The sequence below is a fragment of the Kitasatospora sp. NPDC052868 genome, assembly GCF_044547105.1.
Taxonomy (GTDB): Bacteria; Actinomycetota; Actinomycetes; order Streptomycetales; family Streptomycetaceae; genus Kitasatospora.
In genome coordinates this window covers 163,633-186,317 of sequence record NZ_JBITZW010000003.1, presented here as the reverse complement: position 1 = coordinate 186,317, position 22,685 = coordinate 163,633, and the positions used below count along the sequence as shown (strand labels likewise).

Sequence of the window (22,685 nt, the reverse complement as noted above, 5' to 3'; positions counted from 1 at the left end):
CCCGTCCGATGGGCGAGACGACCGGCGTCGGATCGTGGGACCGGGCTCCGGGGCCGGTCAGCGGCGCGGCGGCCCGCCGTGGACCGGCCCCTCGGGCCACCGCAGCCGCGCCGACCGGCCCGGGGTCGGACCCGGAGTCAGACCCGGCAGGCCGTCTCCAGCCAGACGTCCCCGAGCGACTCCTCCAGCGGCACCTGCGTCCGCCAGCCGAGACGGTCCCGGGCGGTCCGCACGTCCGCCTGCCGCCACGGCACCGGCTCGCCGACCGGCACCCGGCCCTCGGTGGGCCGCGGCTCCAGCACCCGGTGGCCCGGCAGGTGGTGCCCGGCCGACTGCTCGACCGGTCCGCCGACCTGCGCGGGCAGCAGCACCGGCCGGTTCTCCTCGACGATCGAGCCCTCGAAGCCCGACGCCCGGACCAGCAGCTGCGCCGCGTCCCGGGCCCGGACGGCGTGCCCGCTGCCGATGTTGATCACGCCGGTGGCGGCCGACACCGCCGCCGCCTGGATCGCCCGCGCGACGTCCCGGACGTCCACGAAATCCCGGTATCCGGACAGGTCCGGCATCCTCACCTGGGACTCCTCCCGCTCCAGCGCCCGGCGCAGCCCCTCGGCGAGACGGCCGAACAGCGAGGCGGTCGGCGACCCGGGGCCCACCACGTCGAACACCCGCAGCACCGCCGCGTCCAGCCCGGAGGCAAGCACCAGCTCCGTCCCGGCCAGCTTGGACACCCCGTAGGGGCCCACCGGGCGCGGCTCGGCGCTCTCCGCCACCGGGACCCCGCCCGGTACCGGTCCGTACTCGGCGGCCGAACCGACGTGCACCAGCCGGGCCGGCTCCCGGCTGCGCCGGATCGCCTCGCAGACGGTGGCGACGGCCAGCGTGTTCGCCCGGATCAGGGTCCGCGAGCTGCCGTAGGTGGCGCCCGCGCAGTTGATCACCACCTGGGGTGCGACCGCGTCCAGGAAGCGGGCCAGCGCACCCGGGCTCCCGGCGGTCAGGTCGAAGCGGATGTCGGCGGAGTCGCGCCGGCCGAGCACCGTCACCTGCAACTCCTGGTCCACGAGCAGACGATCGGTGACCCGGCGGCCGATGAAGCCGTCGGCGCCCAGCAGCAGCACCCTCATCGGGGGGTGTCCTTCCACGAAGCGAGGTCGGGTATCGACCTGGCGGACAGAGTGAACAGGGGGAGGTTCAGCGGTGTGCACCGGCCCGGCCGAGCACCACCGACGCATACCCGAAAAGCACCAGCGCGACCGCGCCGCCGCCGAGCAGTCCGGCGGACGGCAGGCTGCGGCCCGTCGCGAGCAGGGCCGCGGTGAGGACCGGCCCGGCGAGTGCGCCGAGCGCGGCGGTGGCGGTCCGGCCGCAGCGGGCCAGCAGCGCGGGCAGGACCAGCAGCAGTCCCAGCACGCCCTGCGCCGCCCACTGGGCGCCGTCGGCGCGCTCGACCGCCAGGTGCAGCAGCCCGCCGCCGTGGTCCGGGCCGGGGCGCGGGGCGACGGCCGTGAGCACGGCGAGGGCGGCGAAGGTGAGCACGGCCAGGACGGCCAGGTGCAGTGCGACGGCGACCGGCAGCACCGGCCGCATCCGGGAGCGGAACTCGGCGAGCGTGCCCGCCGTCCCGAGGTGGCCCCGGCCGACGTGCCGGAACCAGCGGGCGGCCCAGTCCGCGGACCCGGCCGACAGCGCGGCCGCGAGGACCAGGGCGGCCGTCACCCGGCCGTCGCCGGCCGCGCCACCGGGCGCCCCGGCCAGCGGCAGCAGCAACAGGCCCGCCACGCCGAGCCCGTGGGCCAGCAGCACCGGCCGCCGTGCGCGGACCGGCTGCTCCGGCTGCCCCGGCTGCTCCGGTTTGTCGGCCCCGGCGGCCCCGGCGGCTCCGGCGGCCCCGGCGGCTCCGGCGGCTCCGGCGGCCCCGGCGGCCAGCTCGGGCAGCAGGACCAGCGGGACGGCCACCGGCAGCAGGACCGGCCGGGCGCCTCCGAGAGCGGCCGCCGCGGCGCACGGCAGCGCCGCCAGCGCGGCCACCCGCAGGGCCGCGCCGAAGCGCCGCCGCCGGCCCTCCCGTCCGCCGGCCGCCTGCGCCGGACCGGGCGGGCGGCGCGGCACCCGGGCGTACAGCTCCTCGGCGAGCGAGAACAGATCGGCGTGCCGGCACCGGGCGGCCGCCGCCGCTCCCAGCCCGGCCTCCTCCAGGCCAGCGGCGATCTCCAGCGGGTCGACGGCCCGCTCGCACAGCACCCGGTGGGCGGCCATCACCTCCCGCACCGGATCGCCCGTCACCCGGCCCGCCGGACCCCCGGCCGCCTCGCCGGCGCCCCCGCCCGGCACCGCCGGGGCGCCGGCGGTCGGGCCGCTGCCGGTCATCAGACCGCCTCGGCCAGGGCGCCGGGGCGCTCGCGCGCCTCCTCGGCCCGCCCGGCCCGCGGCCCGTCCTGCCGTCCGTCCCGCGATCCGCTCCCGGAGGCGTCCGGGCCGTCGTCCGGACCGGCGGCCGCGGCGGCCTGCGGGGCGCCCGCGCCCCGGCCGTCCGCCAGCCAGTACTCGGCGGGCCGGGCGAACGGGCGCGGGTGCTCCCCGACCGCCCCGGCGCCCTCGGCCGCCGGGAAGGCGGGCCACTGCGAGACCAGCTCCAGGTAGACCTCCCGGAACGCGCCGATCACCGGTTCCACGGCGAAGCGTTCCTGCGCCCGCAGGCGGCCCGCCAGCCCCAGCCGGGCGCGGCGCTCCTCGTCGCGCAGCAGCGCCAGGCAGGCGGCCGCCAGCGCCCGCGGATCGCGCGGCGGCACCAGCAGCCCGGTCGGGCCGACCACCTCCCGGGCCACGCCCACGTCCGTCGAGACCACGGCCCGCCCGCTCAGCATCGCGTCCGCCAGCAGCCGGGGGCTGCGCTGGGAGAGCGCCGAGAAGACCACCACCGTGCCGCCCTCCCACGCCTCGGCGGTCGAGGCCGGCCGGCCGGCGAACTCCACCGCGTCGGCCACCCCCAGCCGCCCGGCGACCGCCCGGCAGTGCGCCAGGTAGCCGGGCGCCGCCTGCTCGCCGTGGACCACCAGCCGCGCCCCCGGCAGCTCGGCCCGGACGCCGGCGAAGGCGTGCAGCATCAGCTCGGTGTCCCGGCCCGGCTCCAGCGGACCGGCCCAGACCAGGGTCGGCGCGGCGGGCTCGGGACCGGCCGGCGCCCGGGACACCGCCGGGGTGCCCTCGTACACCACCCGGGTGCGCGACGGGTCGGCCCCGCAGCGCCGCTGCCACTGCTGGTCGTGGGCGCTGCCGGGGGTCAGTATCGCGGCCTGCCGGTACGTTTCCTCGGTGAGCGCCCGGAAGAAGGACAGCAGCAGCGCCCGGACCGGCCACCGGTATGGCGCCTCCCGGTAGCCGAGGTACTGCTCGCGCAGGTGCAGCCCGTGCTCGGTGACCACCAGCGGGACCCCGTGCAGCCGCTTGGCCACCAGCGCGGGCAGCGCCGCCGGCCCGCCGCCGACCACGTGGCAGAGGTCGGCCGCACCCAGGCCGCCTGGCCCGGTGCCGTACCAGGGGGCGGAGAGCGGGCGCAGGCACTGCTCCAGCAGGTCCGCCGCGACCAGCACGTCGCAGACCAGCGGCTGCCCGGCCGAGGTGTCGGCCCCGGGCGAGCGCCACACCCGCTCCAGCGCGCGGCGGGCGTGGGCGGAGCCGAGGAAGGCGGGCAGCGCGCCGTCCTCGCGGGCGAGCGCGGCCAGCCGGTACAGCCCGGCGCCGAAGGAGGCCCGCCCGCCCGGCATCACCAGGGCCCGGACCAGGTCCTCGTAGGCCCGGACGTACTGCCGTCTGCGCAGCGCCCCCGGTGTGCGGCCGGGCGGCCGCCGGCCCCACAGGGCCAGCTCGTGCACCCCGTGCCAGCGGCCCGAGGGGCTGTCGGCGACGCCCGAGCCGGCCGCCCCGGCCAGTACGTACAGCTCGAACTCGTGCTCGCCCAGGCCTTCGACCAGTCGGGCGCACCAGCCGCCCGCGCTACGCTGTGCGAATGGTCGGGCGCCCTCGGTGAGCAGTGCAACGCGCACGGGAGACCTCCAGAGCAGGGCGGATCGACGGACGGGTCAACGGATCGCCGGACGGCTCGAACGGGCCGGGCGGCCGGGGCGGGCACCCGCCCCTCCGGGCACACGCCCGCTCCGGCGGTCGCACCCGACCCGCCGGCACCCCTGTTCGCGGCCGCCGGCCTTGTCCGGCGCCCGCTCCTCCCCCACACCTGTTCGGTCCGACAGCAGAAAGGTAGGACCGGCCGGCGGCCCTCCATCGGTCACCTGGCTGGTTGCCACCTGAACGAGTGAACCGGCGTGACCTCGCCCCGAACCGGGGCGTTATCGCCGCCCGGTCCGGCCGGTCCGCCCGGTCCGTCCGCGCGCCCGGCCGGACCGGGCCTACCGCGCGTCCGCGCCCAGCAGCTCCCGCACCGCCCGGGCGACCTGGTCGGGGTACTCCATCATCGACACGTGCCCCGAGTCCGGCAGGACCAGCAGCCGGGCGTCCGCGAAGGCCGCGCAGGCCCGCCGCGCCGAGCGGTAGGAGACCAGCTTGTCGCGCAGTCCGTACACCAGCAGCACCGGCACCCGGACCCGCTCGGCCTGCCGCCACAGCGCCTGGTCGCCGCGCTCGGTGTAGGCGGAGACGATCCCGCGCGCCGAGCCGACCAGCGCCGGCATCGCGTACGGCAGCTCGGTCCGGCGCCGGTACTCGGCCACCGCCTCGGCTCGCACCGCCGGGGCCAGCGCCGCAGGGTCCCCGTAGACCAGCCGCAGCAGGCCGTCGGTGGCGTCCTCCACGCTGCGGCCGTTCGACGGCAGCCGGCGCAGCAGGGCTGGCAGGCCGGGCACCGCGAGCAGGGCGGTCGGCCAGGCGCTGCGCTGTGGCGGGAGCTCCGGCAGCGCGGGCGAGATCAGGGTGAGGCTGCGCACCAGGTCCGGGCGCAGGGCCGCGAGCCGCACGCAGACCGCGCCGCCGAGCGAGTTGCCGAACAGGTGCACCGGCCCCCGCCCGGTCGCCTCCAGGTAGCCGATCACCGCGCGGACGTGGCCGTTGACCGAGAGGTTGCCGTCGGCGGGCGGGGCGGAGCGGCCGAATCCGGGCAGGTCGACGGCCTCGCCGTCGACCACGTCGCGGAGCCGGTCCATCAGGGCCGTCCAGTTGCCCGCCGAGCCGCCGAGCCCGTGCACGAACAGCGCGGGCTCCCGCACCCCGGCGCCGTCCGCACCGTCCACCGGCCCGCCGTCGGGGCCGCTCACCGCCAGCACCGCACCGGGGATCTCGACCGTACGGAACTGCGCGGGCTCCCCCGCCGACGTGCGTACCTGCTGCTCAGCGCTGCTCATGGTGGACGATGGTAGTGAGAAGCACCCCCGCGGGCCCAGGCCCCGGCCTCTCCCGGCCCGGTCGTCTCATCCCTTGTCGTACCACTGCCGACTGCCGTGGTCAGCGCCGTATTGTGGGCACCTGACAAGGGGGCCCGGAGCTTTTCTCACGCTCGCCAAGCGCGAACGGGGTTACCGAAAAGTAGAATCAGTCACCTTGCCCGCCCCGAACAACCCGTGAAGTGAGGAGCGCCGTGACGGCCATCCAGGAGGCGCAGGAGCGCCCGCGCGGTGCCCGCCTGCCGCGAAGCGCCCGCCGTGAACAACTGCTCGGTGCCGCCCAGGAGGTGTTCGTCGCCCAGGGCTACCACTCGGCGGCCATGGACGACATCGCCGACCGCGCCGGGGTCAGCAAGCCGGTGCTCTACCAGCACTTCCCCGGGAAGCTGGAGCTCTACCTGGCGCTGCTGGACAAGCACTGCGACGCGCTGGTCGAGTCGACCCGCTCGGCGCTCGCCGCGACGACCGACAACAAGCAGCGGGTCGCCGCCACCATGGAGGCGTACTTCAACTACGTCTCCAGCGAGTCCGGTGCCTTCCGCCTGGTCTTCGAGTCCGACCTGACCAACGAGCCCGCCGTGCGCGAGCGCGTCGAGCGGGCCTCGGACGCCAGCGCGACGCTGGTCAGCAAGGTCATCCAGGAGGACACCGACCTGCCGGAGGCCGAGTCCAAGCTGCTCGCGGCCGGCGTCTGCGGCCTGGCCCAGATCACCGCGCGCTACTGGCTCTCGCAGGGGCTGCAGATCCCGCGCGACGAGGCGGTGCGGCTGGTCGCCAGCCTGGCCTGGCGCGGGCTGAAGGGCTTCCCGATGCACCCGGGCGAGCCGGGCTCCGGCGACGAGGACGACGACCGGCCCCAGGCCGCTTCCGAGTAGCGATCTGCCGGGCTTCGCCGCGCCGATGATCGGGTGCTCTATGGTGAAGCCGTACGGCGCGGTCGCCGCGAACGCTTGTCCCAGGCGGTCGGTGTCCGCGCGTGGATGGCTGCAACCCCGGAGGGACGGAAGCCGTGGAGGTCAAGATCGGCGTTCAGAACGCGCCGCGCGAGATCGTGATCGAGAGCCCGCAGACTGCCGATGAGGTCCAGGACGCGGTCGCCAAGGCGCTGGAGGGCACCGAGAAGCTCTTCTCGCTGACCGACGAGCACGGTCGCCGTGTGATCGTCCCGGCCGAGCGCCTGGCGTACGTGGAGATCGGCGAGCCGGCCGTCCGCAAGGTCGGGTTCGGCACGCTCTGAGCCGCTTCACGGTGCCCCGCCCCCTCACCGAGGGTGCGGGGCACCGCTGCGTGTACGGCCCCGCGACCGGGGGTACGGCGACAGTGCGGCCGCCCCTGCGCCGCACCCGCGCCATCGGGGAGGCACCCTTGCTGGTCGAGTCGCTCGCCTTCGTCCTCATCGGTCTGGTCACCGGACTGACCGCGCTGCTGGCGCTGCCGGCGTACTTCCCGGCCGGCCGGGCGCTGACGATGGGGACGGCGCTGGTGGCGGCCCTGCTCGGCGGGGTGATCGCGCGCTTCGCCCTGGACGGGCGGTACCCGGCGGCCACGCTGGCCGTCTCGGCGCTCTGCTCGGCGCTGCTCACCTCGGTGCTGGCCCGGCCGGACCTCGCGGCCGGCCGCGCACTGGCGCACCGGCACCGCCCGCACCGCCCGGGCGCCCACCGGCGGCACCGGCCCGCCTGACGGCCGGTGCCCGCGGACGGGGCTAGGAGGCCAGTCCCAGGGCGGCCATCCGCCGGGTGTGGGCCTCGGTGATCCGGTTGAACATCTTGCCGACCTCGACCAGGTCGAAGCCCTGCACGCTGCCGCCGACCAGCAGGTTGGACAGCGCGTCGCGCTCGGCGACCACCCGCTGGGCCTGGCTGAGCGCCTCGCCCATCAGCCGTCGGCCCCAGAGCGCCAGCCGGCCGCCGGACCGCGGGTCGGCCTCGATGGCCTGCCGCACCTTGTCGACGGCGAACTGCGCGTGCCCGGTGTCCGACATCACGCCGAGCACCAGGTCGCGGGTGTCGTCGTCCAGCCGGACGGCCACCTCGCGGTAGAAGTCGGTGGCGATCGCGTCACCGACGTAGGCCTTGACCAGGCCCTCCAGCCAATCGGAGGGGGCGGTCATCCGGTGGAACAGCTCCAGCGGCTCGACGAACGGCCGCATCGCCTCCTGCGGGTCCGCGCCCACCTCGGCGAGCCGGTCGTGCAGCCGCTGGTAGTGCTGGAACTCGGCGCAGGCCATCCGGGCCAGCGCCGCCTTGTCGGCGAGGCCCGGCGCGAGCTTGGCGTCCTCGGCGAGCCGCTCGAAGGCGCTCAGCTCGCCGTACGCGAGGGCGCCGAGCAGGTCCAGCACGGCCGCCCGGTACCCCGGGTCGGCCGAGCAGGTCGCCCAGTCCCCGATCGAGCCGGTCGCACTGTCCTGCGTCTCCCCATGGGTCTCCATGACCTGCCACCTTAGTCCCGCCCGGCGCGAACCCCCACCACCCGCCGCCACCGCCCGGCGCGGCCCTCCCCACCGGCCCCGGAAGGCGCCCGCAGGCCCTGCCGACCCCGCCGGAGGGGCCCCCGCCACCCGCTCGTTGCCCCTTGATCACCGCGATGTCAGACGCGTCACGTGTTCGAGTCGTCGCGTGACTGTATGGTGGTAGGGAGGCCCGTAGTGCTCGCACGGTGTCACCGCCGTCTCGGTGTGCCGGGCAAGCCCGCTCCGCAGCGGGACCGTCCACCAGGACGTGTCCGTACCGGAAGCCGGGTCCTCATGTACGCGGATGCCCGGTCGGAGAGCCGATCGGCTCCGACCATGGCTTGGACCTCAAGCCCTGGCACCGCATCAGTGGCCGAGCGAGGGCCGCCGCGGACCGCGCCGCCCCCGGCGAAGGTCCCGCGCAGGTCCCTCACGGGAATCCTCCCCGACGCCGCCGGCGACGACGCGCCCCGTACCGGGCCGCGCGAACCACCGGCCGGCCGCAGGGACCGGCGCGGTTGTGCGTCCGCGCAGCTGTATTCAGGGCCCTGGCCCGTACGCAGCCGCGCGGCTGCCCGCCGCTCTCTCGCTCTCGGCCCCACCACACGGAAGAGGCAGCACCCTGTCCACCACCGCTGAACCCGCCAAGACCACTTTCCGGGATCTGGGGATCCTCGCGGAGACCGCCGAGGCCCTTGAGGCCGTCGGCATCCTCCACCCCTTCCCCATCCAGGAGATGACCCTCCCGGTCGCGCTGACCGGCCACGACGTCATCGGCCAGGCCAAGACCGGCACCGGCAAGACCCTTGGTTTCGGCCTCCCGCTGATCGAGCGCGTCGTCGTCCGGGCCGACATCGACGCCGGCCGGGCCACCGAGGACCAGCTCTCCGACGGCCCGCAGGCGCTGATCGTCGTCCCGACCCGCGAGCTGTGCACCCAGGTCACCAACGACCTGCAGACGGCCGGCAAGGTCCGCGACGTCCGGGTGCTCGCGATCTACGGCGGCCGCGCGTACGAGCCGCAGGTCGAGGCGCTCAAGAAGGGCGTCGACATCATCGTCGGCACCCCGGGCCGCCTGCTCGACCTCGCGGGGCAGCGCAAGCTGGACCTGTCGAAGGTCCGCGCGCTGGTCCTCGACGAGGCCGACGAGATGCTCGACCTGGGCTTCCTGCCCGACGTCGAGAAGATCATCACGATGCTGCCGGCCAAGCGGCAGACCCTGCTGTTCTCGGCGACCATGCCGGGCCAGGTCATCAGCCTCGCCCGCCGGTACATGAGCCAGCCGACCCACATCCGGGCCGCCGCGCCGGACGACACCGGCCACACGGTGGCCAACACCACCCAGCACATCTTCCGGGCGCACTCGCTCGACAAGGTGGAGATGGTCTCGCGCATCCTGCAGGCCGAGGGCCGCGGTCTGGCGATGATCTTCTGCCGCACCAAGCGCACCGCGGCCGACGTCTCCGACCAGCTCACCCAGCGCGGCTTCGCGGCCGGCGCGGTGCACGGCGACCTCGGCCAGGGCGCCCGCGAGCAGGCGCTGCGGGCCTTCCGCAGCGGCAAGGTCGACGTGCTGGTCTGCACCGACGTCGCGGCCCGCGGCATCGACGTCGAGGGCGTGACGCACGTCATCAACTACCAGTGCCCCGAGGACGAGAAGACCTACCTGCACCGGATCGGCCGCACCGGCCGGGCCGGCGCGTCCGGCACCGCCGTGACGCTGGTGGACTGGGACGATATCCCGCGCTGGCAGCTGATCAACAAGGCGCTTGACCTCAAGTTCAACGAGCCGGAGGAGACCTACTCCACCTCGGCGCACCTGTACGAGCTGCTGAAGATCGCTCCGGGCACCACCGGTGTGCTGCCGCGCTCGGAGCGCACCCGCGCCGGGCTCGGCGCGGAGGCGGTCGAGGACCTCGGCGAGACCGGCGGGCGCGGTTCGCGCTCGGCCGGCGGCGCCCGGGGCGGCCGCGGCGCGGCGCGGGGCGGCTCCGGCCGGCCGGCCGACGCCCCGGTCGAGGCCGCCGAGGAGAAGCCGGCCCGCCGCTCCCGCGAGCGCCGTCGCACCCGCGCCGGTGAGACGGTCGCGGACGCGGCCGTGGTCGAGTCGCCCGCCGAGGCGGCCGTGGCCGTCGAGGCCGTCGAGGCCGGCGCACCCGCCGTCGAGGGCGAGGCCGCTCCGCGCCGCCGTCGCCGTCGTCCGCGCGGCGCCGCCGGCGAGGGCGCGGCCACCGCGGTGGCCGAGGCCCCCGTGGAGGCTCCCGCCGCCGACGCGGTGGAGGCCGCGGAGAAGCCGGCGAGCAGGCCGCGCACCCGCAGCCGGGCCAAGGCGAAGGCCGAGCCGGCCGCCGAGGCCGCACCGCAGAGCACCGGGGACGCCCCGGCCGAGGCCGCCGCCCCGCGCCGCCGCACCCGCAGCCGCCGTCCGGCCGCGGCCGGCGAGGCCACCCCGGAGAGCTGAGCGAACGCCCGAGGGGGCGGCGGGTCCGGTCCGGACCCGCCGCCCCCTCGGCTTTTCCCGCACCGGCCGCGGGCGCCGCACTACGCTCGGGGTTACCGGCCGGTCACCCCGGGGCCGGCCGCCGAACCTCCGCAGGAGACCGCCCATGAGCACCCCGCCGTTCCTCACCCTCCCCAGTTGTGCGCACGCACTGCGGCTGCCGACCGCCCGGGGCGGGTTCGCCGCACTGCGGGCCGAGCCCGCCGGGGCGGTGCGCGGGAGCGTGCTGCTGGTGCCCGGGTTCACCGGCAGCAAGGAGGACTTCATCGCCCTGCTGGAGCCGCTCGCGGAGGCCGGCTACCGGGTGACGGCGGTCGACCAGCGCGGCCAGCACGAGACCGGCGGACCGGACGACCCCGGGGCGTACGCCGTCGGGGAGCTGGGCGCGGACGTCCGGGCGCTGTCCGAGGCGCTCGCCGACGGCGACACCCCGCTGCACCTGCTCGGGCACTCCTTCGGCGGCCAGGTGGTCCGCGAGGCCGTCCTGGCGGCCGCCGCGGACGGCCCGCTGCCGTGGCGCTCGCTGACCCTGATGTCCACCGGGCCTGGTGCGATCGAACCGTCCGAGGCCGCCCGGACCAAGCTGCTGATCGACGTGCTGCCGACGATGAGCCTGGAGGAGATCTGGCAGGTGCTCCAGCAGATGGAGGAGGGCTCCGGCGACCCGGCGAAGCGTCCGTCCGCCGAGGTCGCACGGTTCCTGCACCAGCGCTGGGTGGCCAACGTCCCGCAGTCGCTCGCCACCACCGGCGGCCATCTGATCGCCGCACCCGACCGGGTCGAGGAGCTGGCCGCCGCCACGGCCGCCGCGGCGCTGCCCGTGCTGGTGCTCTCCGGGGTGCGGGACTACGCCTGGCCGGTGCCCGAGCAGACCGCCATGGCGCTGCGGCTGGGCGCCGAGCGCGTGGTGGTCGAGGACGCCGGGCACTCCCCCAACGCCGAGCAGCCGACCGCCACGGCCGCCGCCCTGGCCGGTTTCTGGGCTCGCTCGTAGCGCGTCCCGCCGGGCCCACCGGCGTCCACACGGGACAAAAGTCGTTAGTTGCGGTAATATTTGATTCTGTCTGGGAATCATCGTCGCCATCGACGTCATCGCCTATCGGCCGAAACCAGGACTTTACGGACGGGCAACGGCCCGGTAGCAGCACCACGACACCGTGGTCCATGCCGCACCAGCGACACCAGCAGCATCTGGCAAGCAGGGGGGAGCCCTTTGCCGCAGCAGACCTTCGAGCCGGCCGTTCTCCGCTCGACCCGACAGACCCCACCAGGGCTGATACCGACTCAGCCGCGACCGCCCCGCCCGACGGGGCCAGGAAAGGACAGGCCCATGCGCTTTGAAATCCTTCGACTCGACGACACCAACGGAAACGCCACCGACCGACTGATCGCCGACGCCGAAACCGTCCGCGAGCTCGTCCAGGCCGCCGCCCGCACCGGCGAACGCCTGCTGATCCGTCCGTGCCCGACCGTCTGACCCGGTGCGGCGCCTCCGCCCAGGAGGGCTCAGCCGCCGACGAGCCGGGAACGTCCGACCCCGACGTTCCGATACCGGACTGACGCCCCGCCACCGCATTCGCCGATGACGGGGCGTCAGTCCGTGCGCCCGCTTCCGTCGGCCCCCGCGGCCGCCGACGTTTGCCACCGCCCCCGACGGGACATTTCCTAGCGGGAACCGCCCGCAACGCGCCCACACCGCGCGGGCCGGGCGCCCGCCACCGACAGGTCCCGCCGAGCCCTCCGTACGGGTGATCGTCCTTGACGCGGCGGTCCGGAGGGAGGAGCGTTGTCGGCTATGAGGGGCGAGCCAAGCTGTCCGAGGTGCGCCGGCCGGGTCCGCGCCCCCGGTCTGTTCTCCGACACCTGGCAGTGCGACCAGCACGGAGCCGTGCACCCGATGCAGCCCGTGCTGCCCCCGAGCGTCGAGGCGCTCGGCGTGGCCGTCGCCCGCTCACAGGTCCCCGTCTGGCTGCCGTGGCCGCTGCCGGTGGGCTGGCTCTACACCGGGATCGCGCACGTCGGTGACGATGTCTCCGGCGCCCGCGCCACCGCCGTGGCCTGCGCGGGCCCGGCGCCGCTCGGCGGGTTCGGCGAGCTGGTGCTGGTCGCCGAGGAGCTGGGGGTCGGGCTCGGGGCCCGCTACGCGGGGCTCAGCGGGCCGGATCCCGGCGAGTCCGTCTCGCTCTACAAGCCCGCCGACGCCAAGCTGATGGCGGCCGGTCGGCCCACCCCGATGTTCCACGTCCCGGACGCCCCGGCCGACCGCGCGGTGTTCGTCGGCGAGGCCCGGGGGCTCTGGCTCTGGGCGGTGGCCTGGCCGGAGCAGTCCGCGCTGGTGATGTACGACGAGCTGGTGCTCACCGACCTGCGCGAGGCCGGCGCCGAGCTCGACCTGCTGCCCTGCGGGGCGGTCTCCCCCCGCCTGTTCGGCTAGCCCGGCCCTGTCCGGGAGCTGCCCTGGGCGCCGTCCGGCCGGGGTGTCTGACGGGCCTTGAGGCGCGGCCCCCGGGCGGACGGGGCGGCGGACTATTCTGGGCGGCATCCCGAGCGCCCACCTCCAGGAGCCCGCCCCGTGCGCATCGACCTGCACGCCCACAGCAACGCCTCCGACGGCACCGACAGCCCGGCCGAGCTGGTCGCGGCCGCCGTCGCCGCGGGCCTGGACGTGGTGGCGCTCACCGACCACGACACCGTGTCCGGCCACGCCGAGGCCGCCGAGGCGGTGCACGCGCTGCCCGCCGGCACCCGGCTGACCCTCGTCCCGGGCGCCGAGCTGTCCTGCGTGGTGGAGGGCGTCAGCATGCACCTGCTGGCGTACCTGTTCGACCCGGCCGAGCCCGGCTTCGCGCGCGAGCGCGAGCTGGTGCGCACCGACCGGTTCCGGCGCGGCCGGGCGGTCGTCGAGCGCTGCCGCGAGCTCGGCGCCGACATCAGCTGGGAGCAGGTCGAGCGGATCGCCGGCACCGGCTCGGTGGGTCGGCCGCACATCGCCAGCGCCCTGGTCGAGGCGGGCGTGGTGGCCACCGTCTCGGACGCCTTCACCGCCGACTGGCTGGCCAACGGCGGCCGGGCGGACGTCCGCAAGCACGAGACCGACCCCGTCGAGGCGGTCCGGCTGGTCCGGGCGGCCGGCGGGGTGCCCGTCTTCGCCCACCCGGGCGCCGTCAAGCGCGGCCGGACCGTCTCCGAGCAGGTGATCGCCGAGCTGGCGGCGGCCGGGCTGGCGGCGCTGGAGGTCGACCACATCGACCACGACGAGCCCACCAGGGAGCGGCTGCGCGGGCTGGCCGCCGAGTTGGGGCTGCTGACCACCGGCTCCAGCGACTACCACGGCGGCCGCAAGACCGTCCGGCTCGGCGAGCACACCACCGACCCGGCGGTGTACGAGGCGCTGCTGGCCCAGGCGACCGGCGCGCAGCCGATCGGGGGCTGAGCCCGGCCCGGCCCGCGCGCGGGCGTACCGGTGCGGGCGGCCGTGCGGCGGCCGCACCGCGCGCCCCTGAGCGGGCGTCAGTCCAGCGGTACCCCGCGGCGGTCCGGGTCGCGCAGGTCCGTGCCGTGCTTCAGCCAGCGCTCCTCCAGCGCGGCCGCGCCGTGCACCCGCTTCCAGCCCGCCTCGTTGGGTGTCATCGGCAGCAGCGGCAGGAAGCGCACCGGGTCGGCGGGCTCGTCCAGCTCCAGGTCGGCCACCAGACCGCCGGGTTCGGCGGCCAGCACGGAGGTGAACGGCGCGCCGTCCCAGAGCGGGGAGCCGAGGTCGAGGGAGCCGCCGGGGGCCAGTACCAGGCCTTCCACCTGCGGGGTCGCGGCGAAGGTGGCCAGCGTCCGGAGGACGCTGTCGCGGCCCCCACGGACCGTCAGCAGCAGTTCCGCGCGCGGCCCGCGCACCTGGTCGGCGACCGGCGCGGTCGGGTCGGCCATCGGCGCGGCGGACATTCCGAGCGTGGCGTAGCGGACCAGGCCGTCGGCGTCCGGGCCGAAGCGCAGCACCTCGATCCGGTCCGCGCCGAGGAAGGTCACCGAGGCGCGGCCGCCCGGCTCGCCGAAGGTGGTCAGCAGCCGGGCCTCGACGGCGGCCAGGACCGCCGTCCTGGAGAGGTCGGGGGAGCCGCCGGAGGGATCGCCGAAGAGCGGGAAGTCGTGCGCCATGCCGGTGAGCGTAACCCGCCGCGGGGGACCGGCCCGCGAACACCCCAGCGGCGAGGGCCGGTCAGATGTTAGTGTGAGCGACTGGCCACCGGGGATGCTTCTACCCCCGGGGCAGCGGCGCGAAGGAGGTGGTTGCGGTGGATACCAGCCGACCATGCAGTACCGGCAGCTCTACCCGGCCCGGACGCCTTCCCCGTACCCCTCGCCACGCAGGCTGAAACAACAGCAGTAGCAGCTGAATCAGCCGCGTCCGCCGAGACGACCGAGGCAGTGTCGAGTCGGCCGGGAGAGCACCCTCACCGGCGTCCGGTCGTTCCAGCGCGTGCCCCAGCAAGGCCGAGGACCGACCGCAGGCGCCATTCCACCGGTGTTCCATGCCGTCGCACCACGGCCACCCGCCACCGTGCCGCCGTGCGGCGGCTCCTGCCCCAGGGAGCCTGCCATGTCGATGATCAACAGCCTGCGCGCAGCCGTCCGCACCAACCGCCGCCGTTCGGCGGCGGGCCTGTTCGACTCGATCCACCCGGGCCAGTCCGTCTCGGCGGTGGTGGACTGCGCCGTCTACCGGCACGGCAAGCGGCACGGCGAGACCTGCAGCCCGCGTGAGGCGGCCCGCCAGGTCCGGGCCTCGCAGCAACTGCCGGACGGTGCGGGATCGTTCAGCTGGATCGGGCTGCACGAGCCCACCGAGGCCGAGTTCGAGGGCATCGCACAGCGCTTCGGGCTGCACCCGCTGGCGGTCGAGGACGCGGTGCACGCGCACCAGCGGCCCAAGGTCGAGCGCTACGACGACGTGCTGTTCGCCGTCTTCAAGACGATCCGCTACGTCGAGCACGACCAGCTCACCCCGACCAGCGAGGTGGTCGAGACCGGCGAGCTGATGGTCTTCGCCGGGCGGGACTTCGTCATCACCGTCCGGCATGGCGGGCACAGTTCGCTGCAGGAGCTGCGCCACCGGCTGGAGGCCGACGCGGACGGCTCCGGGCTGCTCGCCAAGGGCCCGTCCGCGGTGCTGCACGCCATCGCCGACCAGGTGGTGGACAACTACCTGCTGGTGGCCGACCGGCTGCAGACCGACGTGGACGAGATCGAGTTCGACGTCTTCTCCAACAAGGGCGGCCGCGGCACCGACGTCGGCCGGGTGTACCAGCTCAAGCGCGAGGTGCTGGAGTTCAAGCGCGCGGTGGCGCCGCTGCTGCGGCCGATGCAGCAGCTCTCCGAGCCGCTCCAGCGGCTGGTCGACCCGGACATCCAGAAGTACTTCCGGGACGTCGCCGACCACCTGGCCCGGGTCACCGAGCAGGTGCACGGCTTCGACGAGCTGCTGAACTCGCTGCTCCAGGCCAATCTGGCGCAGGTGTCGGTGGCGCAGAACGAGGACATGCGCAAGATCACCGCCTGGGCGGCGATCTTCGCGGTGCCCACCATGATCACCGGCGTCTACGGCATGAACTTCGACTACATGCCGGAGCTGCACCACAGGTACGGCTATCCGATGGTGCTCGGCAGCGTGGTGCTGATCTGCATCGGGATGTACCGGGGCTTCCGGCGCAACGGCTGGCTGTGAACGCCGGGGCGGGCCGGTCGCGGTGGGCCGGTCCTGGTGGGCCGTCGCGGTGGGCCGGTCGCCGCCCCGGGTACCGGCCCCGGCCTCAGGCGGCGTCCGGGCGGCGGCCGCCGCGGGCCACCAGGACCAGTCCGAGCAGGATCAGCACCACGGCCGGGTAGGCCGCCGCGGGCGGCCACTGGCCCAGCCAGAGCGCTGCGATCAGCGCGGCGCCCGGCGTCTCCAGCAGGATCGCGGTGGAGGTGACGGACGCGCCCAGGGTCCGTACCACCCGGTTGCTCAGCGAGTGCCCGAGCAGCTGCGCGGTGACCATCAGCAGCACGATCTGCCACCACACCGGGGCCGGCCAGCCGGACATCGGGGTGCCGGCCACCAGGCAGACCGCCAGCAGCACCACCGCCGTGGTGGCGTAGCAGACCAGGGTGTACGCGGTGGTGCTGACGGTCTTGCGGACCTCCGCGCCCAGCAGCATGTAGCCGGCCGCGGCGAGGCCCGCGCCGAGCGCCAGCGCGTCGCCGAGCAGGGCGCGCGGCGAGAGCGAGAGGTCCACCCCGGTGAGCACCAGCACGCCGGCGAAGGCCACGCCCGTGCCCAGCCAGACCAGGCGCGGCGCCCGGACCCCGAGCAGCCGCATCAGCAGGATGGTCCACAGCGGGGTGGTGGTGACCAGCGCGGTCGCCGATGCCACCGAGGTCATCCGCAGGCTCGGCATCCAGAGCGCGAAGTGGGCGGCGAGCAGCACCCCGGCCGCGATCGCCAGCAGCAGCGCCCGCCGGCCGATCCCGCGCAGCTCGCCGCGATGGCGCAGCAGCGCGTACGGGCCGAGCACGCCGACCGACATCACGTTGCGCCAGAACGCGATCGCCAGGGCGGGCGCGGCGGTGGCGCTGATCAGCGGTGCGGAGAGCGAGATGCCGGAGACGGAGACCGCGAGCAGCAGCAGGTCGACCCTGGGGAGCGGGTGCGGGGCGGCCGCGGCGGTCCGGCCCGGGGCGGGACGGTCGGGGGCGGCGGTCTCGGACCTGGCGGCGGGCACGGCGCTCCTCATGGCTCGGGGTGGGTCTGGCTCGGGGTGGGTCTGGCTCGGTGTCAGGCCGGCTCGGGGCGGGTCCGACTGGCTCGGGGTGGATCCGGCCGCTCCTAAGGTAAGGCCCGTGCTGCCGTCATGGAACTGTCGGCCGACGGGTGAGACACCCGGTGGACGCCGCAGGCCGTACGCTGTCGGCCATGGACCGTACGCCTGCCGCAGCCGCGACCGCCGACGACTTCCTCGACCGGGCCCTGTTGGAGGAGGCCGCGAAGAAGTCCGGCCTGCTCTGGGTGCGCGCGGACGGTCAGGAGCAGAGCCGGGCGCTCTGGCACGCCTGGCACGACGGCGCGGTGGTGGTGGTCGGCGACGGCGCCGAGCAGCCGCTGCACGGGCTCACCGCCGGGGCGGGCGCCGTGGTGACCGTCCGCAGCAAGGACAAGGGCGGCCGGCTGACCGGCTGGTCGGCCCGGGTCTGCGAGCCGGCCCCGCAGAGCGAGGCCTGGCTCGGCGCGGTCGAGGAGCTCAAGGGCAAGCGGCTGAACGCGCCCGACACCGACACCATCGCCGACCGCTGGGCCCGCGAGTGCCGGGTGCTGCGGCTGGAGCCGGTCGGCACGCTCACCGAGCACCCGGGCGCCATGCCGGACGGCTCGCACGCCGCCGCCCCGATGCCCACCGCCGCCACCACGCGCCTGCCGATCCCGGCCGGGCTGCCCAGGCTGCTCTTCAAGCGCCGCAAGGGCCAGAGCGCCTCCTCGGCCAAGTAGCCCGTCACCTCCCTTCTCCCGGGCGCCCACGCATCTGGCCGCCGGCCTCCCGTGCAGGTCGGCGGCCGTGTCAGGGGCTCCCCGGGCGGTGCTCCGCGCCCCGCCGCACGGCCGCCGCTCGCCGGGCCGGGCCAGGGGTGCGCGGGTAGCCTTGGCCGCGGGGCGCGCCCGCTCGCGCCCGTCCGTCGGGCATCGAGCGAGTCGAGGGAGTCCATGGCAGGGCCAGGCACCCGGGTCTTCATCTCGCACCTCTCCGGCGTCGCCGTCTTCGACCCGAACGGCGACCAGGTCGGCCGGGTCCGCGACGTGGTCGTCTCGCTGCGCCTCGGCGGCCGCCCGCCCCGGGTGCTCGGACTGGTGGCCGAGGTGGTCGGCCGGCGCCGGATCTTCCTGCCGATGACCAGGGTCACCAGCCTGGAGTCCGGCCAGGTGCTCACCACCGGGGTGATCAACATGCGGCGCTTCGAGCAGCGCCCGTCCGAGACCCTCGTCCTCGGCGAACTGCTCGACCGCACCGTCACCCGGGTGAAGACCGACGAGGACGTCACCGTCCTGGACATCGCGATGGTGCAGACCCGGCTGCGCGAGTGGGAGATCAGCAAGGTCTTCGTGCAGGTCGGCCGCCCCGGCCGGCTGCGCAAGTCCCGGGGCGAGACGCTCACCCTGGACTGGAAGGCCGTCACCGGCTTCGCCCTGCGCGAGGAGGACCAGGGCGCCGCCAACCTGCTCGCCACCTTCGACCAGCTCCGCCCGGCCGACCTCGCCAACGTCATGCACCACCTCTCGTCCAAGCGCCGCGCCGAGGTGGCCGCCGCGCTCGACGACGAACGGCTCGCCGACGTCCTGGAGGAGCTGCCCGAGGACGACCAGGTCGAGATCATCGGCAAGCTGAAGGACGAGCGCGCCGCCGACGTCCTGGAGGCGATGGACCCGGACGACGCCGCCGACCTGCTCTCCGAGCTGCCGGGCGAGGAGGCCGAGCGGCTGCTCCAGCTGATGGAGCCGGAGGAGGCCGAGCCGGTCCGCCGCCTGCTGACCTACGAGGAGGACACCGCCGGCGGCCTGATGACCACCGAGCCGATCGTGCTGGAGCCGGACGCCACCGTGGCCGAGGCGCTCGCCCGGGTCCGGGTCTCCGACCACAAGCCGGCGCTGGCCGCGCAGGTCTTCGTCTGCCGCCCGCCGAACGAGACCCCGACCGGCAAGTACCTGGGCACCGTGCACTTCCAGCGGCTGCTGCGCGAGCCCCCGTACACCCTGGTCGGCTCGCTGGTGGACGACGACCTGGACCCGCTGCCGCCGAACACCCCGCTGCCGCTGATCACCAGCTACCTGGCCACGTACAACATGGTCGCCGCCCCGGTCGTCGACGAGGCCGACCACCTGCTCGGCGCGGTCACCGTCGACGACGTGCTCGACCACCTGCTGCCCGACGACTGGCGCGAGGCCGCCCTGCACGGGCTGGACGACGAGCGACACGGACTGGACGACGAGAGAGAGGTGGCCGGTGGACGCTGACCGCAAGGGCCGACGGGACGACTCCCCCCGCCAGCGCCTGCAGGGCGAGCTGCGCCAGCTCCGCCAGCTGCGCGAACTGCGCGAACTGCGGGCCCGCGAGGGCGGTCGCGTCCAGCGCGCCGAGGCCGTCGCCGCCGGCCCCGCCCGCGCCCGGCTCGACCAGCCGCGCACCGCCCGCCCCGGCCTGATCACCCTGCCCGCCTACGACCCGGAGGCGTTCGGCAAGCTCTCCGAACGGATCGCGCGCTTCCTCGGCACCGGGCGGTTCATCGTCTGGATGACGATCGTGGTGGTCGCCTGGGTCGGCTGGAACACCGTGCTGCCGGACCAGGTGCACTTCGACGACTACCCGTTCATCTTCCTCACCCTGATGCTCTCGCTGCAGGCCTCGTACGCGGCCCCGCTGATCCTGCTCGCGCAGAACCGCCAGGACGACCGGGACCGCGTCAACATGGAGCAGGACCGCGCCCGCAGCGACCGCAACATCGCCGACACCGAGTACCTGACCCGCGAGGTGGCCGCGCTGCGGCAGGGTCTCGGCGAGGTCGCGACCCGCGCCTTCATCGCCTCCGAGCTGAGCGGCGTCCGCTCCGAACTCCAGGCTCTGCTCAGGGAGATCGACGAGCGCCGGGAGACCTCCGAGGCGCTGTGACCCTCGGCACGCTACCGACGGGTTAAGGGGCACCGCCAGCGCCGTACCATCAAGGCATGGCCAACGAGACAGAGGTCGCGGCCGGCGTCACGGAGGACTCCGTACGCCAGGCGCTGGCGACCGTGAACGACCCGGAGATCAACCGCCCGATCACCGAGATCGGCATGGTGAAATCGGTCGAGATCGCCGAGGGCGGCGCGGTGCGCGTCGCGGTCTACCTGACCGTCTCGGGCTGTCCGATGCGCGACACCATCGTCACCCGGGTGACCGAGGCGGTCGGCAGGATCCCCGGGGTGACCGGCGTCGAGGTCGAGCTCGACGTGATGAGCGACGAGCAGCGCAAGGAGCTCTCCCAGCTGCTGCGCGGCGGCGCCCCCGAGCGGGAGATCCCGTTCGCCAAGCCCGGCACGCTGACCCGCGTCTACGCCGTCGCCTCCGGCAAGGGCGGCGTCGGCAAGTCCTCGGTGACGGTCAACCTCGCGGCGGCGATGGCCGCGGACGGCCTGAAGGTCGCCGTGGTCGACGCCGACATCTACGGCCACAGCGTGCCGCGCATGCTGGGCGTCGAGGGCCGGCCGACCCAGGTCCAGGACATGATCATGCCGCCGCAGGCGAACGGCGTGAAGGTCATCTCGATCGGCATGTTCACCCCCGGCAACGCCCCGGTGGTCTGGCGCGGCCCGATGCTGCACCGCGCGCTGCAGCAGTTCCTGGCCGACGTCTACTGGGGCGACCTGGACGTCCTGCTGCTGGACCTGCCGCCCGGCACCGGCGACATCGCGATCTCGGTGGCCCAGCTGGTCCCCAACGCGGAGATCCTGATCGTCACCACCCCGCAGATGGCCGCCGCCGAGGTGGCCGAGCGGGCCGGCACCATCGCGGTGCAGACCCACCAGAAGATCGTCGGCGTGATCGAGAACATGGCCGGCATGCCCTGTCCGCACTGCGACGAGGTCATCGACGTGTTCGGCACCGGCGGCGGCCAGACCGTCGCCGAGGCCCTCACCCGCACCGTCGGCGCCACCGTGCCGGTGCTCGGCTCGATCCCGATCGACGTCCGCCTGCGCGAGGGCGGCGACGACGGCCGCCCGGTCGTCCTGGCCGCCCCCGACTCCCCCGCCGGCGCCGCCCTGCGCGCCGTCGCCGGCAAGCTCGGCGGCCGCCAGCGCGGCCTCTCCGGCCTCTCCCTCGGCCTCACCCCGAAGAACAAGTTCTGACCCTGCGGTCGTCGGACGGGCCGGGCGGCTTCGCCCGGCCCGTCCGCGTTTGCGCACGGGCGCCGCGGGGCCGGGCCGGAGTCCGTACGTGCGGGCTAGGGGCGGGTGTAGGCCGAGAGGTCGGGGACGGTGGAGAAGCCGGCTCCGTAGGCGCTGACCCCGCGGCCGAAGGCGCCGAGGAGGACGCCGGGGGCCTCGCCGGCCAGGACCCAGCCGTACTCGGACTCGCGGTAGCGGAAGGGCTGCGGCAGGCCGTTCACCGGGAGGCTCAGGGTGGACCAGCCGGGGCCGGCCAGGTCGTCGGCGAGGTCCCAGGCGAGCGAGCTCTGCTGGTCCAGCCAGTCCTGGCGCAGCGCCCGGTCCAGCTGGCCCGGCCAGGTGGCGGCGAGCAGGCCGGAGCCGGCCAGCCAGGCGGCGGAGGACGCCGAGGTGGCCTCCAGCGTGCCGGTGTTGTCGGCGCTGCGCCGGCTGTCCCGGCGGGCCACCGTGACGACCACGGCGAACCTGCGCATGTCGCGCGGCTCGTAGTGCCTGGCCGGCTCCTCGCCGTGGCCGAGGGTGCCGTAGTCGACGCTGCCGGCCGCCCCGGCGCGCGGACCGCCCGCGCCGGCCTGCATCAGGTAGCGGCGGCCGGTCCAGCCGTCGTCCAGGCCGTACCAGGGGAAGTCCGCCGACAGGTACGGCACCAGCGGGTCGGCCGGGCCGGCCTGCCCGCCGACCATCGGGCCACCGGCCGTCGCCGTCCCCACCGCATGACTCGTCGCGTCCATCCCCGGACCTCCTCAACGCACGTTTGCCTGCCGTGGCGCGCTCCCATCGTGGCGCACCCCGGCGTCCCCGCCGGGCGTCTTCGGTCCGGAACGGACCGGAAAGTGACAGACGGCACAGCGGGAACAATCAGCACAATAGCGGCGGACACGCCACCGCCCCGGCCAGCCGTGCGGCCGGGCGGGGCGGTGGCGTCGTCGCGACGACGTGGGATCAGGTGGCGTCCGGGTCGAACGGGGGGCGCTCGCCGGGCTGCAGCGGGGCGCCGGCCCCGGCGGCCGCCGGGGCCGGGACACCGGACTTGTCCATGCTCACCGTGCCGGCCCGGCCGTTCACGGGGGCGGCCGGCTTGTCGTCCAGCACCGACCGGATGTCCAGGCTGTCCCGCATCTCCTTGAGGCCCAGCGGGTCCTCCTGGCCGCCCATGAGCTGCTTGCGGACGAACGTCTTGGGGTGGAGGTCCTCGAACTCGAAGTCCTTGAACTCGGGACCGAGCTCGCTGCGGATGTCCGCCTTCGCGTCGTCGGCGAAGGCCCTGACCTTCCGGATGAAGCCCATCGTGTCCTGGATCATCTTCGGGAGCTTGTCCGGGCCGAAGATGACGATGGCCATGATGACCAGGGTCAGGATCTCCAGGGCGCCTACGTCGCTGAACACCCAAACTCCCTAGCT

22 protein-coding genes are annotated in these 22,685 nt (G+C 75.2%); 13 read left to right on the top strand and 9 right to left on the bottom strand.

All coding sequences use genetic code 11. The features are described 5' to 3' along the window. Window positions 1-137 precede the first annotated feature (137 nt). The 4 genes from ACIGZJ_RS07310 to ACIGZJ_RS07295 form a co-directional block, all read right to left on the bottom strand. A complete protein-coding gene (locus ACIGZJ_RS07310; protein WP_396456350.1) occupies window positions 138-1,127 on the bottom strand; it encodes an NAD-dependent epimerase/dehydratase family protein in 990 nt (329 codons plus the stop codon). 67 nt (window positions 1,128-1,194) lie between these two features. Further along, entirely contained in the window at window positions 1,195-2,370 is a 1,176-nt protein-coding gene (locus ACIGZJ_RS07305; protein ID WP_396456349.1) for a hypothetical protein, read from the bottom strand. Further along, complete coding sequence (locus tag ACIGZJ_RS07300; RefSeq protein WP_396456348.1) at window positions 2,370-4,046, bottom strand: DUF3492 domain-containing protein; 1,677 nt, start codon at window positions 4,044-4,046, stop codon at window positions 2,370-2,372. Before ACIGZJ_RS07300 ends, ACIGZJ_RS07305 begins: the two co-directional genes overlap by 1 nt. A 360-nt stretch (window positions 4,047-4,406) precedes the next feature. Then, window positions 4,407-5,354: an alpha/beta fold hydrolase gene (locus ACIGZJ_RS07295; RefSeq protein WP_396456347.1), complete on the bottom strand. Its 948-nt coding sequence runs from the start codon at window positions 5,352-5,354 to the stop codon at window positions 4,407-4,409. Between the two features lie 233 nt (window positions 5,355-5,587). On the opposite strand from ACIGZJ_RS07295, the gene ACIGZJ_RS07290 reads away from it, so the two are divergent. From ACIGZJ_RS07290 to ACIGZJ_RS07280, 3 genes are all read left to right on the top strand, one after another. Continuing rightward, entirely contained in the window at window positions 5,588-6,268 is a 681-nt protein-coding gene (locus tag ACIGZJ_RS07290) for a TetR/AcrR family transcriptional regulator (RefSeq protein WP_392929028.1), read from the top strand. A gap of 134 nt (window positions 6,269-6,402) precedes the next feature. Beyond that, complete coding sequence (locus tag ACIGZJ_RS07285; protein WP_396456346.1) at window positions 6,403-6,630, top strand: DUF3107 domain-containing protein; 228 nt, start codon at window positions 6,403-6,405, stop codon at window positions 6,628-6,630. A gap of 128 nt (window positions 6,631-6,758) precedes the next feature. Next, window positions 6,759-7,076, top strand: coding sequence for a hypothetical protein (locus tag ACIGZJ_RS07280; protein ID WP_396456345.1), 318 nt, complete (start codon window positions 6,759-6,761; stop codon window positions 7,074-7,076). A 22-nt stretch (window positions 7,077-7,098) separates the two neighbouring features. Here the strand turns inward: ACIGZJ_RS07280 and ACIGZJ_RS07275 are convergent, their stop codons facing one another. After that, window positions 7,099-7,824 carry a ferritin-like fold-containing protein gene (locus tag ACIGZJ_RS07275; protein ID WP_396456344.1) on the bottom strand — a complete coding sequence of 242 codons (726 nt, stop codon included), beginning with the start codon at window positions 7,822-7,824 and terminating at the stop codon, window positions 7,099-7,101. Between the two features lie 757 nt (window positions 7,825-8,581). Here ACIGZJ_RS07275 and ACIGZJ_RS07270 point away from each other — a divergent pair. The 5 genes from ACIGZJ_RS07270 to ACIGZJ_RS07250 all read left to right on the top strand — a co-directional run bounded on the left by ACIGZJ_RS07270 (window position 8,582) and on the right by ACIGZJ_RS07250 (window position 13,778). Further along, entirely contained in the window at window positions 8,582-10,306 is a 1,725-nt protein-coding gene (locus tag ACIGZJ_RS07270; RefSeq protein ID WP_396456343.1) for a DEAD/DEAH box helicase, read from the top strand. A gap of 145 nt (window positions 10,307-10,451) precedes the next feature. Then, the gene (locus tag ACIGZJ_RS07265) at window positions 10,452-11,339 is read left to right on the top strand and encodes an alpha/beta fold hydrolase (RefSeq protein WP_396456342.1); all 888 of its coding nucleotides are present in this window, start codon (window positions 10,452-10,454) and stop codon (window positions 11,337-11,339) included. Window positions 11,340-11,675: 336 nt separating this feature from the next. Next, window positions 11,676-11,822 (top strand): hypothetical protein, encoded by a 147-nt coding sequence (locus ACIGZJ_RS07260; RefSeq protein WP_387944399.1) that lies wholly within the window; start codon window positions 11,676-11,678, stop codon window positions 11,820-11,822. A gap of 318 nt (window positions 11,823-12,140) precedes the next feature. Further along, the gene (locus tag ACIGZJ_RS07255; protein WP_396456341.1) at window positions 12,141-12,779 is read left to right on the top strand and encodes a DUF6758 family protein; all 639 of its coding nucleotides are present in this window, start codon (window positions 12,141-12,143) and stop codon (window positions 12,777-12,779) included. A 138-nt stretch (window positions 12,780-12,917) separates the two neighbouring features. Then, window positions 12,918-13,778, top strand: coding sequence for a PHP domain-containing protein (locus ACIGZJ_RS07250; protein ID WP_396456340.1), 861 nt, complete (start codon window positions 12,918-12,920; stop codon window positions 13,776-13,778). 77 nt (window positions 13,779-13,855) lie between these two features. On the opposite strand, the gene ACIGZJ_RS07245 is transcribed toward ACIGZJ_RS07250, so the two are convergent. Continuing rightward, the gene (locus ACIGZJ_RS07245; protein ID WP_396456339.1) at window positions 13,856-14,494 is read right to left on the bottom strand and encodes a suppressor of fused domain protein; all 639 of its coding nucleotides are present in this window, start codon (window positions 14,492-14,494) and stop codon (window positions 13,856-13,858) included. Window positions 14,495-14,936: 442 nt separating this feature from the next. On the opposite strand from ACIGZJ_RS07245, the gene corA reads away from it, so the two are divergent. Then, a complete protein-coding gene (corA, locus tag ACIGZJ_RS07240; protein ID WP_392929008.1) occupies window positions 14,937-16,061 on the top strand; it encodes a magnesium/cobalt transporter CorA in 1,125 nt (374 codons plus the stop codon). Between the two features lie 85 nt (window positions 16,062-16,146). Here the strand turns inward: corA and ACIGZJ_RS07235 are convergent, their stop codons facing one another. Then, window positions 16,147-17,097, bottom strand: coding sequence for a DMT family transporter (locus ACIGZJ_RS07235; RefSeq protein WP_396456338.1), 951 nt, complete (start codon window positions 17,095-17,097; stop codon window positions 16,147-16,149). Between the two features lie 191 nt (window positions 17,098-17,288). Here ACIGZJ_RS07235 and ACIGZJ_RS07230 point away from each other — a divergent pair, with 191 nt between their 5' ends. The 4 genes from ACIGZJ_RS07230 to ACIGZJ_RS07215 all read left to right on the top strand — a co-directional run bounded on the left by ACIGZJ_RS07230 (window position 17,289) and on the right by ACIGZJ_RS07215 (window position 21,245). Next, window positions 17,289-17,858, top strand: a complete 570-nt coding sequence (locus ACIGZJ_RS07230; RefSeq protein WP_396456337.1) for a hypothetical protein — start codon at window positions 17,289-17,291, stop codon at window positions 17,856-17,858. 213 nt (window positions 17,859-18,071) lie between these two features. Continuing rightward, entirely contained in the window at window positions 18,072-19,376 is a 1,305-nt protein-coding gene (locus ACIGZJ_RS07225) for a magnesium transporter MgtE N-terminal domain-containing protein (RefSeq protein ID WP_396456336.1), read from the top strand. A gap of 85 nt (window positions 19,377-19,461) precedes the next feature. Then, window positions 19,462-20,028 (top strand): DUF1003 domain-containing protein, encoded by a 567-nt coding sequence (locus ACIGZJ_RS07220; RefSeq protein ID WP_396456545.1) that lies wholly within the window; start codon window positions 19,462-19,464, stop codon window positions 20,026-20,028. A gap of 56 nt (window positions 20,029-20,084) precedes the next feature. Continuing rightward, window positions 20,085-21,245: an Mrp/NBP35 family ATP-binding protein gene (locus ACIGZJ_RS07215; protein WP_392929001.1), complete on the top strand. Its 1,161-nt coding sequence runs from the start codon at window positions 20,085-20,087 to the stop codon at window positions 21,243-21,245. A gap of 95 nt (window positions 21,246-21,340) precedes the next feature. On the opposite strand, the gene ACIGZJ_RS07210 is transcribed toward ACIGZJ_RS07215, so the two are convergent. Then, window positions 21,341-22,015, bottom strand: a complete 675-nt coding sequence (locus tag ACIGZJ_RS07210; protein ID WP_396456335.1) for a hypothetical protein — start codon at window positions 22,013-22,015, stop codon at window positions 21,341-21,343. Between the two features lie 211 nt (window positions 22,016-22,226). Continuing rightward, window positions 22,227-22,670 (bottom strand): sec-independent translocase, encoded by a 444-nt coding sequence (locus ACIGZJ_RS07205; protein WP_396456334.1) that lies wholly within the window; start codon window positions 22,668-22,670, stop codon window positions 22,227-22,229. Window positions 22,671-22,685: the final 15 nt, after the last annotated feature.